The sequence below is a fragment of the Kribbella monticola genome, from assembly GCF_003261635.1.
GTDB classification, from domain to species: domain Bacteria; phylum Actinomycetota; class Actinomycetes; order Propionibacteriales; family Kribbellaceae; genus Kribbella; species Kribbella monticola.
Genome location: NZ_QFXK01000032.1, coordinates 70,329 through 84,689 on the forward strand (window position 1 = coordinate 70,329; position 14,361 = coordinate 84,689).

Annotated in this window: 10 protein-coding genes; 6 read left to right on the plus strand and 4 right to left on the minus strand. The window is 68.8% G+C overall.

The window, feature by feature from the left end:
* Nucleotides 1–8 precede the first annotated feature (8 nt).
* On the plus strand, nt 9–1,733 hold the full coding sequence (locus DIZ26_RS37515) for a neutral zinc metallopeptidase (protein WP_157979784.1): 1,725 nt from the start codon (nt 9–11) through the stop codon (nt 1,731–1,733).
* A gap of 48 nt (nt 1,734–1,781) precedes the next feature.
* On the opposite strand, the gene DIZ26_RS22420 is transcribed toward DIZ26_RS37515, so the two are convergent.
* Nucleotides 1,782–3,467 carry a DUF2207 domain-containing protein gene (locus tag DIZ26_RS22420; protein WP_112244651.1) on the minus strand — a complete coding sequence of 562 codons (1,686 nt, stop codon included), beginning with the start codon at nt 3,465–3,467 and terminating at the stop codon, nt 1,782–1,784.
* A 78-nt stretch (nt 3,468–3,545) separates the two neighbouring features.
* On the opposite strand from DIZ26_RS22420, the gene DIZ26_RS22425 reads away from it, so the two are divergent.
* From DIZ26_RS22425 to DIZ26_RS22440, 4 genes are read left to right on the plus strand one after another with little or no spacing between them, the layout of a single operon-like run.
* Nucleotides 3,546–4,751: a neutral zinc metallopeptidase gene (locus tag DIZ26_RS22425; RefSeq protein WP_112244653.1), complete on the plus strand. Its 1,206-nt coding sequence runs from the start codon at nt 3,546–3,548 to the stop codon at nt 4,749–4,751.
* A 60-nt stretch (nt 4,752–4,811) separates the two neighbouring features.
* Complete coding sequence (locus DIZ26_RS22430) at nt 4,812–8,732, plus strand: Pls/PosA family non-ribosomal peptide synthetase (RefSeq protein ID WP_112244655.1); 3,921 nt, start codon at nt 4,812–4,814, stop codon at nt 8,730–8,732.
* Complete coding sequence (locus DIZ26_RS22435) at nt 8,732–10,099, plus strand: M1 family metallopeptidase (protein WP_112244657.1); 1,368 nt, start codon at nt 8,732–8,734, stop codon at nt 10,097–10,099. The genes DIZ26_RS22430 and DIZ26_RS22435 overlap by 1 nt, the downstream gene beginning before the upstream one ends.
* Before the next feature lie 44 nt (nt 10,100–10,143).
* Nucleotides 10,144–11,025, plus strand: a complete 882-nt coding sequence (locus DIZ26_RS22440) for a DinB family protein (protein WP_112244658.1) — start codon at nt 10,144–10,146, stop codon at nt 11,023–11,025.
* A gap of 6 nt (nt 11,026–11,031) precedes the next feature.
* Here the strand turns inward: DIZ26_RS22440 and DIZ26_RS22445 are convergent, their stop codons facing one another.
* The gene (locus DIZ26_RS22445) at nt 11,032–11,898 is read right to left on the minus strand and encodes a LysR family transcriptional regulator (protein WP_112244660.1); all 867 of its coding nucleotides are present in this window, start codon (nt 11,896–11,898) and stop codon (nt 11,032–11,034) included.
* Nucleotides 11,899–11,987: 89 nt separating this feature from the next.
* Here DIZ26_RS22445 and DIZ26_RS22450 point away from each other — a divergent pair, with 89 nt between their 5' ends.
* Nucleotides 11,988–12,944 (plus strand): nitrilase family protein, encoded by a 957-nt coding sequence (locus DIZ26_RS22450; RefSeq protein WP_198676228.1) that lies wholly within the window; start codon nt 11,988–11,990, stop codon nt 12,942–12,944.
* Nucleotides 12,945–13,150: 206 nt separating this feature from the next.
* Here the strand turns inward: DIZ26_RS22450 and ispF are convergent, their stop codons facing one another.
* Both ispF and ispD read right to left on the minus strand, forming a co-directional pair.
* Nucleotides 13,151–13,621 (minus strand): 2-C-methyl-D-erythritol 2,4-cyclodiphosphate synthase, encoded by a 471-nt coding sequence (gene ispF, locus DIZ26_RS22455; RefSeq protein ID WP_112244664.1) that lies wholly within the window; start codon nt 13,619–13,621, stop codon nt 13,151–13,153.
* A complete protein-coding gene (gene ispD / locus DIZ26_RS22460; RefSeq protein ID WP_112244666.1) occupies nt 13,618–14,313 on the minus strand; it encodes a 2-C-methyl-D-erythritol 4-phosphate cytidylyltransferase in 696 nt (231 codons plus the stop codon). The genes ispF and ispD overlap by 4 nt, the downstream gene beginning before the upstream one ends.
* Nucleotides 14,314–14,361 lie beyond the last annotated feature (48 nt).

Sequence of the window (14,361 nt, forward strand, 5' to 3'; positions counted from 1 at the left end):
GAGTATCGATGTCGGACAACTGGAAACCACCCCCGGGGCGGGACGAACCGGAGCCGGAGGGCGAACAGCCCACCGAGCGGCCGGCGCAACCGCCCCGCCGGGATGGCCAGTCGCCCCTGTGGTGGACCGAGTCCGCCGAGAAGCCCCAGGAGTATCTGCAACCCGGCCCCCCTGCGAGCGCCTCGCAGCCGCCGGTCCCCCCGAGCACCCCCCGCAGCGGCCAACCCACGCCGACGCGCCCCACCCCGCAAAGTGGACCGGCCACGCCTGACCGGCCCGCGCAGCAGAGTGGACCGGCTACGCCTGACCGGCCCGCGCAGCAGAGTGGCTGGCCGTCTCCGGATCGCACCGCCGGCAACCAGCCGCCGTACTCGGGGCCGCAGACCCCGCGCGGCCAGCACGCCGGCGGGCCCGCCGCACAGGGACCTGGTACGCCGTCCCGTCCTGCCGCGCCTCGGCATCAGGCTCCAACCGGTAGCCAGCCGCCCCCCGGCTACACCCCACCCGGCAGCTCCGTACCACCACAAAGCCCGTGGTCGAGCACCCCACAAAGCGGCCAACCGAACCCGTGGTCAGCAGCCGCCAGTACGCCGTACCAGCCGACCGGTACTCCGTACCCGCCGACCGGATCGCAGAGCGGTCCCACCGGCTCGCAGGGTGGGCAGCCCGGCTTCCAGGGCTTCCCGCCGGCCGGCGGCCCGCCTCAGGATGGTCAGCCGAGCTGGCAGTACCCGCCGATCCCGATCCCGAAGCCACCGGGTGCGGGCCGGCGGCGGAAGCCGCGTCGTACGCCGAAGGGGCTGCTGATCGGCCTGGTCGTGCTCGCGGTTCTGGTCGTCGGCACCGGCGTCACCTACGCGCTGCGCAACAACGGCGACGACAACAAGGCGACCGTGACGGACACCCCGTCGGCGACGCCGTCCGAGACGCCTTCGGAAACCCCTTCGGAGACACCCTCGGCAAGCCCGACGCCGACGCCCACGGTGAAGCCGAAGCCGAAGCCGCGCCAACTCACGCCGTACGAGCTGGTCGCGAAGAACAAGCTCTACACGGTCGGTGCCGTGCAGGCGTCCCGGTGCACCGAGCCGCCGTACCGGCCGACCACCTTCGCGGCGGTCAAGGCGTACTACAACCGCATGCTGCCCTGTCTGAACCGGACCTGGTGGCTGGCGATGCAGAAGGCCAAGCTGCCGTTCCGGGCGCCGCACGTGATCGTCTACGCCAACACGGTGAAGACACCGTGCGGTATCGAGCGCGGTACGCGGGGCTTCTACTGCGGCGCCAACGAGGCGATCTACATGCCGTTCAACGTGGACTACAACAACTACAAGGTGAACCCGATCTACACCCGCGCGTGGATGCTGAACACGTTCGCGCACGAGTACGGGCACCACGTGCAGCAGCTGACCGGCATCTTCGGCGCCTCGTTCGCCCGGCAGGCGACGATGGCCGACCCGAACATGCGGCTGCTGGAGAGCCGCAAGCGCGAGTTGCAGGCGTCCTGCCTCGGCTCGGCGTACCTGGGCGCGGACGCGCAGTTCATCCCGCTCAAGGGCGAGCTGCTGGCCAGCTGGAAGTTCGCCGTCGCCAACGCCGGTGACGAGTTCTCCAAGCCGAAGGTGCGCGACCACGGCGCGAAGGTGAACCACAACTTCTGGTCCACCCGCGGCATCACCTTCCGCGACCCGCGCTACTGCAACACCTTCCAGTCACCACCGCAATACACGTACTGACACACAAGGGCCCCTGGGAATCCCAGGGGCCCTTGTTCATAAGGCGTTTCAGAACAGCCGGCGCGCGGACGTCAGGGTGCCGCCGAAGGCAGTGACGAAGTTCGACAGCGACTCGCCGATGTCGGACAGGTGCCAGTTCTCCGGACCGGAGTACCAGCCGATCCCCGCATCCGGGTCATCGTCGTCGTCCGTGGCGGCGATCTCCTGCGCCCACTTCTCCGTCAGGCCCAGTACTGCGGCGTACGGCAGGCAGCGGGATGCGAACTCCAACCGGTGACTCTGCGGCAGATCAGCGGAGCTCTGGTTGCTCAGGTACGACTGCAGCCCGGCCACACGACCCAGTACTGCGGCACCGCGAGCTGTCCTCGCCGGAGCGACCTGGCCGGCCAGCGTCAACGCCGCACCGGCCAGCATCACCGCGAACCCGACCAGCCCGAACTTGCTGACCACAGCCAGCACGATCGTCAGGACCACCCCGGCGCCGAGCAGGACGAGGCCCGCCGTCGACCAGCGGTTCCGTACTGCGTCCGGCCGGCTCGCGAACCACCCTTGCGTGACGACATCGGCGTACAGGTGCTCGCGGACCAGGCCGAGACGCGGTCGCAGCGCCGGGCCCAGCGTGGACACGACGACGGTCTCCGCATCGGCGAAGACCGCGTCCAGCAAGGCCTTCTCGTACGGGAGCAGCTCCGGACCACCGGCGTTCAGTCGGCGCAGCTGCCAGTCCAGCTTGCCGAACTGGCTCTGCCGCGGCAGCTCTTCGATGGTCAGGTAGTTGCGTACAGCAAGGTCCAGCAACGTCGCGGTGATGTCCACGACATCTGCGGTCTCGTCCACCACAGTGCCGACCTGGCCAGGCCGGATGCCGTCCGGTGCGGCGAACTGCGGCCCGTCGGCTCCGTCGAGCACCGGACGCTCCGGTCCACCGGCGACGGTCTTGCCTGCGTCACGGCCGCGGAAGAACCACAGCGCCGCCGCACCGAGCAGTCCGAGCCCCAGCAGCAACGCGCTCAGCCCCAGCGTCGAGGAGTCGACAGTGAACGCGTGCCCGAGGGTCCAGCGGGTCTTGAACTGTGCGTTCGGTTTGACGGTCGCCTGGTCGCTCAGCCCGGTCAGGAAGGTCAGCCGGCCACCGGCGGGCACACCGGCCTGCTCGATCTGCAAGGCAGCGTTCTCGGCCAGTTGCGAGGAGGTACACGGCATGCTCGAGCCGACCCGGCCGGCGAAGCAGGTGACCCACGTGGCGAACGGAACGTTGACGATCACCGTCGCCTTCGGGATGGCCGTACTGAAGCCCTGCACGATCGGCCAGCTGACCTCGCGGCCCTCTGTCGAGTCGGCCACGACGTTGTCGACCGTGTAGGTGTAGACGACCTTGGACCGGCCGGACACCTTCAGGCTGATCTGCCGGCCGTTGTCGACGGCCGAGTTCTCCAGGCCCTCGGCGGGCTTGCCGTTCACCGTGGCCGACACGTCGCCGAGCTCGTAGGTGCGGTCCTGCTCGGCATTCGAGCGCACCCGGTTGGTGAGCGTACGGCGGAACGTGTCGCCGCCTGCTGTCAGGTCGACGGTCTCCTTGACCTGCAGGACCCCGTCCCGCGTCAGGGTGGCCTCGGCGGCGTACCCGGTGATCTGGTCGTCCGCCGCCTGGGCGGGGACCGTGCCGAGGGCAACGAAAGCGGTCGCGAACGACACGAACAGGGCGGCCGGCAAGAGGCGGCGCTTCAGTGACATGGCACGAGGGTAGTCTCGTGCCGGTTCGCCCTGCGAACCTGCTCGATCAGTACCGGCCGTGATGAAGGGGAACGACACGTGAGCAACCCGTACGGGTACGGCGGCGGTCCCCAGAACCGGCCGGCTCCCCCGCCCGGTGTACTCCCACCACCCCAGGCAGCTCCCTGGCAACAGCAGCCTGGCCCCTTCCCCCAGCAGCCGGGTCCCTACCCGCAGCAGGGCGGCCAGCAGCCGCAGTACCAGCAGCCCGGTGGCCAGTACCAGCAGCCGGGCGGCCAGTACCAACAACCAGGTGGTCAGTACGCGCAGCCGGGCCAGCAGTACCCCGGGCAGTGGGCCCAGCCGTATTACGGCGGTCCGGGCCAGTTCAACGGCTTCCAGCCCCAGCGCCGCAAGTCGGGTGCGGCCAGGTTCGTCCTGATCGGCTTCGTCGTGGTCGCCTTCCTCGGCATCACGCTCGCCGTGCTCGGCGTGATGCTCGGCGGCAGCACCGACACCACCGCGGACCCGAGCGTCAGCGGACCGTCGATCGTGCCGACCGCCACCACCAAACCGGAGAAGGGCTCGGCCGAGGACTACCTGCTGAACAGCCCGCTCTACCAGGCCGGTGCATTGCAGGAGATGAACTGCCCGGCGGAGAAGCTCGGTGACGGCAGTCTGGACGCCCAGAAGCGGTATTACACCAAGTTGTTCAGCTGTCTCAACGACGCCTGGCGCCCGGTGTTCAGCAAGCTCGGTGAGAGCCAGCCGGATCCTGGCCTGGTCGTGTTCGACAAGCCGGTCAGTACTCCGTGCGGCAGCTTCAAGCCGCTGTCCGGCCGCGTGCTGGCGTTCTACTGCTACGGCAACCACGTGATGTACACGGACGTGCTGCAGATGAACAAGGCGTTCGGTCCGAAGGAAGACCTCGCCTACTTGATGACGATCGCGCATGAGTACGGCCATCACGTGCAGGGCGTCAGTGGGCTGTTCTACGCGCGAGCCGTCTACCTGCAGGACCACCCGAGCGAGAAGCTGGAGAGCTCGCGCCGCAACGAGCTGCAGGCCTCCTGTCTGGGTGGCGTGTTCAGCAGGGCCGTGGCGAAGTCGTACCCGCTGACGAACCGGATGAAGGAGTTCGAGTACCAGGCGAGCAACAGCTTCGGTGAGTCCGAGGACACGCCGGAGGACGAGCGGACGCATGGTCTGGCCACCAGCCAGGGCTTCTGGATCGAGAACGGCTTCAACATCGGCGAGACCAAGGCCTGCAACACCTTCGCGGCCCCGACCAAACTGGTGAACTAGTTGGTGTCCACGTTGCACGGAGTTTCAGAACAGGACAGTTGAGCGGCGTATTATCCGCCCGTGACACTGCGACGGGGGGACAGCGCTCCACCCGAGCGAACCTTGGTGGACATCCTGCAGGCGACTGCGGCGAGCCACCCCGATGAACCGGCACTCGACGACGGCAGCGTCAGCCTCAGCTACACCGAACTGCTCAACCGGACAACGAAGTTCGCCCGCCGGCTGACCGAACTCGGTATCGGCCCCGGTGACCGGGTCGGCGTCCGGATCTCCTCCGGCCACAACGACCTGTACGTCGCGATCCTCGGCACCCTGCAAGCCGGAGCGGCCTACGTACCGGTCGACGCCGACGACCCCGCAGAACGCGCCGAACTGGTCTTCGGTGAAGCCGCCGTCGCCGCGATCGTCACCGACGACCTGGAGCTCACCAGCACCCGGCCGGTCACCGAGCCGGACGAGGACGGGTACTACGACTTCCCGTACTCCGCCCGCATGGATGCACCCGAGGACGAGGCGACCCCGGGCCGGCCGGACACCGACGGGCCGACCCCCGACGACGACGCCTGGATCATCTTCACGTCCGGCTCGACCGGCGTACCGAAAGGTGTCGCGGTCACACATCGTTCGGCGGCCGCGTTCGTGGACGCCGAGGCGCGGCTGTTCCTACAGTCCGAACCGATCGGCCCGGAGGACCGCGTGCTGGCCGGCCTGTCGGTCGCGTTCGATGCGTCCTGCGAGGAGATGTGGCTCGCCTGGCGGTACGGCGCGTGCCTGGTCCCCGCACCGCGATCGCTCGTCCGCAGCGGGATGGACCTCGGACCGTGGCTGGTCGCGCAGGGCATCACGGTCGTGTCGACCGTGCCGACGCTGGCCGCCCTCTGGCCGGCGGACGCGCTCGATCAGGTCCGGTTGCTGATCTTCGGTGGCGAAGCCTGCCCACCCGAACTGGCCGAACGGCTCGCCGTCGACGGCCGCGAGGTCTGGAACACCTACGGCCCGACCGAGGCGACCGTTGTCGCCTGTGGCGCCCAGTTGACCGGGGAAGGCCCGGTCCGGATCGGTTTACCGCTGGACGGCTGGGACCTGGCCGTAGTGGATGCCTCAGGCAACGAAGTACCGGAAGGTGGGACCGGTGAGCTGATCATCGGTGGCGTCGGCCTGGCCCGGTATCTCGATCCGGCCAAGGACGCGGAGAAGTTCGCGCCGATGCCGGCCCTCGGCTGGGAGCGCGCCTATCGCAGTGGCGACCTCGTCCGCAACGAGTCGGAGGGCCTGGTGTTCATGGGCCGAGCCGACGAGCAGATCAAGCTCGGCGGCCGCCGGATCGAGCTGGGCGAGGTGGACGCCGCTCTGCAGGCTCTTCCTGGCGTCACGGGTGCTGCAGCCGCAGTACGGGCGAGTGCGGCGGGGAATCAGCTGCTGGTCGGCTACGTAGTACCGGAGGATGCAGAGGCGTTCGACAGTAAGGCTGCTACCGAACGACTGCGGGAGGAGTTGCCTGCGGCATTGGTCCCGCTCCTGGCCATCACCGACACGTTGCCGACCAGGACGTCGGGCAAGGTGGACCGCGGCGCACTGCCCTGGCCGCTGCCCGGGATGGACACGGACGGGCCGCCTGCTGAGCTGGACGGCACTGCCGGCTGGCTGGCCGAGCGCTGGACGAAGGTCCTCGGTGCCACAGTCACCGGAGCGGACAACGACTTCTTCCTGCACGGTGGCGGCAGCCTCGCCGCTGCGCAACTCATCTCGCTCCTGAGAGAGCGGTACGCCGAGGCGACGGTCAGCGACATCTACGAGTACCCGCGGCTCGGTGCGCTCGCCGACCGGCTCGACTCGTTCACCACGTCCCAGGAACCGGTCGAGATCCGTGAGGTCCGTCCGACTCCACCTGGGACGCAACTACTGCAGACCGCCTTGACCCTGCTGCTCCAGACCGTGGTCGGTGTTCGCTGGCTCGTCTGGCTCTTCACGCTGAACAACCTGCTCGCCTGGTCGGACGGTCCGCACCCTTGGATGCGCACGGTGTCGTGGTGGTGGATCCTGGCCGGCTGGCTCATCCTGATCACTCCTGCCGGCCGCATGAGCATCGCTGTCGTCGGTGCGCGGCTCCTGCTGCGTGGCTTGAAGCCCGGCGTCTACCCGCGGGGCGGCAACGTCCACGTGCGACTCTGGGCAGCAGAGAACCTCGCCGACGCCGCAGGTGCCGCCAACCTCGCCGGAGCGCCCTGGATCGCCTACTACGCAAGGGCTCTCGGCGCGAAGGTCGGTCGCGGTGTCGACCTGCACACCCTTCCACCGGTCACAGGCTTCTTCACGATGGGCCGTGGCGCGTCGGTCGAACCAGAGGTCGACCTGTCCGGCTACTGGATCGACGGCGACCGCCTGCACGTCGGCACTGTCACCGTTGGCGCCGAGGCCGTTGTCGGTTCGCGCAGCACCCTGCTGCCGGGCGCCGAGATCGGTCGCAACGCAGAGATCGCCGCCGGCTCCGCGGTGTCCGGCAAGGTGCCGCCCGCCGAACGCTGGTCCGGATCACCGGCCAGCCGCGTCGGCAGGGCTCGTCACCCCTGGCCCGAGGAACGCCCGGCACGCGCTCCGTGGTGGGTCCTCGCGTACGGCGCTGCCTCGGCCCTCATGTCGCTCCTGCCCTTGGCCGCGGCCGCTCTTGCTGTCGTCATCCTCGGCCACGCGGTCCGAGGCACCGCCTCGCTCGGCGACGCCGCAGTACAGGCGTTGTGGGCGATCCCGCTGATGACACTGGTCGGTTTCGCCGCCCTGGCTGTCCTGACATTGGTCGGCGTACGGCTGCTCGGTATCGGGATCAAGCCTGGCCATTACCCAGTGCGAAGCCGGATCGGCTGGCAGGTCTGGGCGACGGAGCGGCTGCTGGATTCCGCCCGGACACTGCTGTTCCCGCTTTACGCGAGCCTGTTGACGCCGTGGTGGTTGCGCGCCCTCGGCGCGAAGATCGGCCGCGACGTCGAGGCGTCGACAGTGCTGCTGCTACCGAAGATGACCACGGTCGGCGATGGCGCGTTCCTGGCCGACGACACGATGATCGCGTCGTACGAACTGGGCGGCGGCTGGCTGCACGTGGCCGGGGCCAAGGTCGGCAAGCGGGCCTTCCTCGGCAACTCGGGGATGACCGCGCCCGGCCGCTCGGTGCCGAAGAACGGGCTGGTCGCCGTACTGTCGGCCGCGCCCAAGAAGTCGAAGGCCGGTACGTCGTGGCTCGGCAGCCCGCCCGTGAAGTTGCGCCGCCAAGCGGTCGATGGTGACCAGAGCCGGACGTTCAACCCGCCGCTGCGGCTGAAGTTCGCCCGGGCGGCGGTGGAGCTGTGCCGGTTCGTCCCGATGATGTGCACGGTGCTGATCGCTCTGGGCGTGCTTTTCTCCCTGCAGGCGCTCGACCTCTGGCTCGGCCCGTGGGCGACCTTCGCGCTGTCCGGCGCCGTCATCCTCGCCGCCGGTGCGGTGGCGGGGGCGATGGCGACGATCTCCAAGTGGCTCATCGTCGGCCGGACCAAGGCGATCGAGTACCCGTTGTGGAGTTCGTTCGTCTGGCGCAACGAGGTCGTCGACACCTTCGTCGAGATGGTCGCCGCCCCTTGGTTCGCGAACGCGGCCGCCGGTACGCCGGTACTGACGCTCTGGCTGCGCACCCTCGGCGCGAAGATCGGCAAGGGGGTCTGGTGCGAGACCTACTGGCTGCCCGAGGCCGACCTGATCACGCTCGGCGACGGCGTCGCGGTGAATCGCGGCTGCGTTCTCCAGACGCACCTGTTCCATGACAGGGTGATGTCCATGAGTACCGTCACCTTCGGCCCCGGATCGACTCTCGGGCCGCACGGCATCATCTTGCCGGCGGCCTCGATCGGAGCCGGCGCGACCGTCGGACCGGTGTCACTGGTGATGCGCGGTGAGACCGTGCCGGCCGGCACCCGCTGGGCCGGCAACCCGATCGCGCCCTGGCAGGGTTGATGGTTTCCCGTGCCCCCAAATCGGACGTCAAAGGTCAGCCTGGTGCCGACAGCGGCGATCCGTATGTCCCCGGCCACGGCAACGGCGGCTACCAGGTCGAGTCGTACGAGCTGGATCTCGACTACCGGGTCAACAGCAACCGCCTGACCGGCAAGGCGACCATCACGGCCGTCGCCACGCACGCGCTGTCCCGGTTCAGCCTCGACCTGACCGGCCTGCGCGTCTCGAAGGTCGCCGTCAACGGCCGCCGCCCGGGCCGGTACGCGCATCGCAACGGCAAGCTCTACATCTGGCCCGCCACCGACATCGCCGACGGCGCGGAGTTCACAGTCGACGTCCAGTACGCCGGTAATCCGGCGCCGGTCGACAGCCCCTGGGGCGAACTCGGCTGGGAGGAACTCACCGAGGGTGTGATCGTCGCCAGCCAGCCGTGCGGCGCGGCGACCTGGTTCCCCTGCAACGACCACCCGGGCGACAAAGCGCATTACCGCATCACGATCAGCACCGATTCGCCGTACCAGGTGGTCGCGAACGGGCGCCTCGTCTCCCGGCGTACGAAGGCCAGCCGGACCAGCTGGGTCTTCGACCAGGCCGCTCCGATGGCGACGTACCTGGCAACCGTGCAGATCGGCCGGTACGACGTACTCGAGTTGGCCTCGTCGCCGGTGACCATCCGCGCCGTGCTCCCCGCCTCGCAAGTGCGCGATTTCCGCTCGGACTTCGGGCGTCAGCAGGACATGATGAAGCTGTTCAGCCGCCTGTTCGGGCCGTACCCTTTTGGCGGTTACACCGTTGTGGTGACGGACGACCCGCTCGAGATTCCCCTTGAAGCGCAGGGGATTTCGGTGTTCGGCAGCAACCACGTGGACGGGAAGCGGGGCGCCGAGCGGCTCGTCGCGCACGAACTCGCCCACCAATGGTTCGGCAACAGCCTGACCCCGTCGACCTGGCAGGACATCTGGCTGAACGAGGGTTTCGCCTGCTACGCCGAGTGGTTGTGGTCGGAGGATTCGGGCGGCCTGACTGCTGCCCAACAGGTCTCGAAGGCGCACAGCCGGCTGCGCGGTCTCGACCAGGACCTCGTCCTCTCGGATCCTGGCCCGGAGCTGATGTTCGACGACCGCCTCTACAAACGCGGCGCGATCACCTTGCACGTACTACGGCAGCAGCTCGGCGACGACGCGTTCTTCGACCTCCTGCGTGCCTGGACCAAGAAGAACCGGCACGGCTCGGTGACCACAGCCGACTTCATCGCCCTGGCGCAAACGTTCTCCCCCGACTCCGACGCCACGCTGGCCCTGTTCGCCGTCTGGCTCGACGCCCCAGAACTCCCCGACCTTCCCAGAGCCTCTCGCCGTCGCAGGTGAGGCAGCGGACCGATTCTGTCCGCTGCTGGTTCTAGCGTGGGCTCATGACGACGCTCACCCAGAACCTCTTGGATCTGTCCGACTTCGCCTGGCAACGCCTACGGGCCAGGGTGGAGGGACTGACCGACGACGAGTACTTCTGGGAGCCCTTCCCCGGCTGCTGGTCCGTCCGCAAGACGGCGGACGGGTTCGCACCCGACGCCAACCCGCTGGCCGATCCACCGCCGTTCACCACGCTGGCCTGGCGGATCACGCACATCATCGACATCCTCCAGGAGGACCGGACCGCGACCTGGTTCGGTCAGCAGCCCGCCCCTGACGACGGCACTCCGCCCGTGCCCAGCAGCGCCGCCGAGGCCATCAAGGCCCTCGAACATTCGTACGCCGTCTGGCGCCGCCGGCTCGCCGCGCTCAACCAGGACGTCCTGGAGCAACCGATGGGCTCAGTCGCCGGGATGTACGCCGACCACGACGGCACCGCCTTCGCCCTGCACATCCTCGACGAACTCATCCACCACGGCGCCGAAGTCGGCACTGTCCGCGACTTCTACTCCGGCCACCGGGCTGAGGATCCGCTCGTCGTCGCACTACTGGACGGCGACCGCAGTACGGCGTCTGATGAGGCTCTCGACCTCCTCCGCCGGCAGCGGCCTGGATTGATCGCAGAGGCCGCGGCCGCCCAGCGATGGGAAGCGCTGCCGCTTCTCATCGACCTCGGCTTCGACGTGAGCGGCCGCACCGCTTCCGGCAAGACCGCCGCCCACTTCGCCGCCGGCGCCGGCAACCTCACCGCCCTTCGCCTCTTGGTTGCCAAGGGCACCGACTTGTCGCTGAAGGACGGGGATTTCGGAGCCACGCCACTCGGCTGGGCCGAGTGGTTCAAACAGGCCGAAGCTGCAGATTTCCTGCGTGAGCAGCACACCTAGCCACACTCAGATGCGGGCGGCATCGGCTGCTGCGGTGAGGAAGCGATCCAGGACGAGTGATCGCTCGACCCAAGCTGCGCCAACCCACCAGGACGCAGCTTTCCCTCGTAGCGGTGTCAGCCGCACCGCATCGGACGCGACGATCGTGGCCGCAGTCGCCGGGACGACGGCCGGCCCAACACCAGCGGCAACGAGTGCAAGCACGGTCTGAAGATCGTCCGCCTCCTGCAGTACGAGCGGCGAGCACCCCAATTCGTCGTACAGGCGACTGAGCTGCTCCGACAGACCTGGCCCGCGGGCCGGGCGCAGCCGCACCAGCGGCCGACCGTCCAGCCACCTGGCGATGTTCGCCGGTACTGCGGTTGCCGCGGGCACCGCCAACGCCAACCGGTCCTTGCGAAGGCGTAGCTGCTCGATGCCCGCTGGTGCGGGGAGACGGACGAAGCCGAGCTGCAACGTGCCGGCCAGCAGCCGCTCGCACTGCACCGCCGACGACATGTCGTCGAGCGACACCGCGATCCCCGGGCAGCGGCTCCGGAACAACGCCACCGCCCGCGGCGCCAGCTCGATGCCGGACAGCCCGAAGCCGATCGCCAGCGAACCGTCCTCACCCGCTGCGACCGAGGCAGCACGACGTTCGAAGGCCGCAGACCGGGCGAGCAGGTCGAGCGCGTCCGGCAGCAGCGCCTCTCCTGCCGCCGTCAGCCGGGCGCCGTGGCGGCCGCGGACGAACAGGGAAACGCCGACCCGGCGTTCGAGCAGCTGCAGCTGCTTGGTGACGGCCGGCTGGCTGGTCGACAGCTCGATCGCGGCGGCGCTGACGTTCCCCGTGCGAGCGACCGCGGCGAAGGTGCGCAGCAGCCGGAGGTCCATAACCACAGGATATGGATAACCCTGTGGATATCATTGGACGGCATCCATTCCTGGGCGGTTTGCTGGCTGCAACCACAGAGGAGATGCCGATGTTGCGAGCCGCCGTCGTCCAGTTCGAGGCCGTCCCGGACCACCCGGAAGCCAACCTGTCCACCGTCCGGCGACTGGCCGGCCAGGCCGTCGCAGACGGCGCCCAACTGGTGGTGTTCCCGGAGATGTGTCTGCTCGGCTACTGGCACCTGCGCCGGCACCCGGAGGCCCGCCTGCGGGAGCTCGCCGAAACCCGGTCCGGCCCGAGCATCACCGCCGTACGGGCGCTCGCTCGCGAACTGGGCGCCGGGCTGGGTGTCGGCTGGCTCGAGTCGGACGGCGGGCGCCTCTTCAATGCCTACGCCGTGTGCCTGCCGGACGGCGCGGTCCACGTGCATCGCAAGCTGCACGCCTTCGAGCACGAGGCGATCTCCAGCGGCGACGCGTTCACCGTTTTCGACACGCCTTGGCAGGCGAAGGTCGGCGTACTGATCTGCTGGGACAACAACCTCGTCGAGAACGTCCGCATCACGGCGTTGCTCGGGGCAACGGTGCTGCTGGCCCCGCATCAGACCGGTGGGACGGACTCCCGCAGTCCGCACGGGATGAAGCCGATCCCGCTGGAAGTCTGGGAGCGGCGAGCCACCGACCCGGAAGCCGTACGGGCTGCTTTCGACGGACCGAACGGCCGCGGCTGGCTGCTGCGTTGGCTACCGTCCAGGGCCCACGACAACGGTCTGTTCGTGCTGTTCAGCAACGGTGTCGGTCGCGACGACGACGAGGTCCGCACCGGCAACTCGATGGTGATCGACCCGTACGGACGGATCATCGCCGAAACCCCGGTCCCGGCAGAGGCGGTGGTCGTCGCCGACCTCGACCTCGATCTGGTGCCGAGGGCAACCGGCCGCCGCTGGATCCGCGGCCGCCGCCCAGAGCTCTACACCCTCCTGACCGAACCCGGCAACGAACTCCCCCCACGCGCCGCCCGCTTCTCCCCCGACCCCGTCCCCCGCTGACCCCCCTCCCACCGCAGCCAACCCACACTTTGAGGGGTCAGCCCCCGAACGCAGGGGTCCGCCGGCCAACCCACACTTTGGAGGGCCAACCCCTGAAAGCGTGGGTTGTCGCAGCGGATACCGATCAGCAACCCACACTTTGAGGGGTTAACCCCTCAAAGTGTGGGTTCGCCGGTGGGGTGGGGGCCACTCGGAGGGGAGGTGGTTCAGTAGATGAGGGCTGTTGCGAGGGCGGCGATGCCTTCACCGCGGCCGGTGAGGCCCAGGCCGTCGGTGGTGGTGGCGGAGACGGAGACCTCCGCGTCGCAGGCGGCGCTGAGTGCCTTCTCGGCTTCTTCCCGGCGGCCGGCGAAGCGGGGCCGGTTGCAGATGACCTGCACGGTGATGTTGCCGATCTCGAAACCGGCTGCGCGCACCCGGCGAGCCGCCTCCGCGAGCAGGGTCGAACCTGAGGCACCGGCCCACTCGGGTTCCGACGTACCGAAGTTCGAGCCGAGGTCGCCGAGTCTTGCCGCGCTCAACAAAGCGTCACAAGCGGCGTGTGCTGCCACATCGCCATCAGAATGCCCAGCGGGCCCAGCGGTCTCCTCCGGCCACAGCAGTCCGGCCAGCCACATCGGACGGCCTTCCTCGACGGGATGTACGTCGATGCCGGTGCCAACGCGCGGAATCTTCACGACCTGGTCCTCTCCGCCAGCAACCATTCGGCCAGCAGGAGATCTCGCGGCCGGGTCACCTTGAAGGCATCCTCGGACCCTTCGACCGTCTGCACAGGCACCCCGAGTCGCTCGCACAACATCGCGTCATCGGTCGCCCCTGCGACCTCACCGGCATGCGCACGACGCAGTACCGACGGCTCAAAACCTTGCGGGGTCTGTACTGCGACCAGAGCCGCCCGATCGGGCGTGTCGACAACCCGGCCGTCGCGATCGACCCGCTTGATCGTGTCGGTGACAGGAACAGCCGGTACTACGGCAGGCGCGCCCGCTCGTACGGCGGCAACGACCCGCTCGATCACCTCGACCGGCACGAACGACCTCGCGGCGTCATGAACGAGCACGCAGTCGATGCCGTCGACCGGGACCAGCTCCAACGCTGCCCGGACCGAATCGGTGCGCTCGGAGCCACCGGCAACGACCTGCAGGTGCGCGCCTTCGCAGTACGGCTCGAGTTGTTTGAGGACCATGTCCTCGGTGCCGGCTGGTACTGCGATCACAAAACAGGCGAGGTCGGCGGCGGTCGCTGCCTTCAGTCCACGAACAGCGTGGACCAGCAGCGATTCGCCACCGACCTCTCGCAATGCCTTGGGGGCCTCGCCACCGAGCCGCAGCCCGAAACCGGCCGCCGGAATGATTGCCGCAGTACTCACGACGCCATCATGCCGGACGGATCGATCACGACCCGCGTCTCGTTCCTA

Bases quoted from the DNA above. Each gene is read 5' to 3' on its own strand.
- DIZ26_RS37515 (WP_157979784.1), top strand. From the start codon at position 9: ATGTCGGACAACTGGAAACCACCCCCGGGGCGGGACGAACCGGAGCCG.
- DIZ26_RS22420 (WP_112244651.1), bottom strand. From the start codon at position 3,467: ATGTCACTGAAGCGCCGCCTCTTGCCGGCCGCCCTGTTCGTGTCGTTC.
- DIZ26_RS22435 (WP_112244657.1), top strand. From the start codon at position 8,732: ATGGTTTCCCGTGCCCCCAAATCGGACGTCAAAGGTCAGCCTGGTGCC.
- DIZ26_RS22440 (WP_112244658.1), top strand. From the start codon at position 10,144: ATGACGACGCTCACCCAGAACCTCTTGGATCTGTCCGACTTCGCCTGG.
- DIZ26_RS22445 (WP_112244660.1), bottom strand. From the start codon at position 11,898: ATGGACCTCCGGCTGCTGCGCACCTTCGCCGCGGTCGCTCGCACGGGG.
- DIZ26_RS22450 (WP_198676228.1), top strand. From the start codon at position 11,988: ATGTTGCGAGCCGCCGTCGTCCAGTTCGAGGCCGTCCCGGACCACCCG.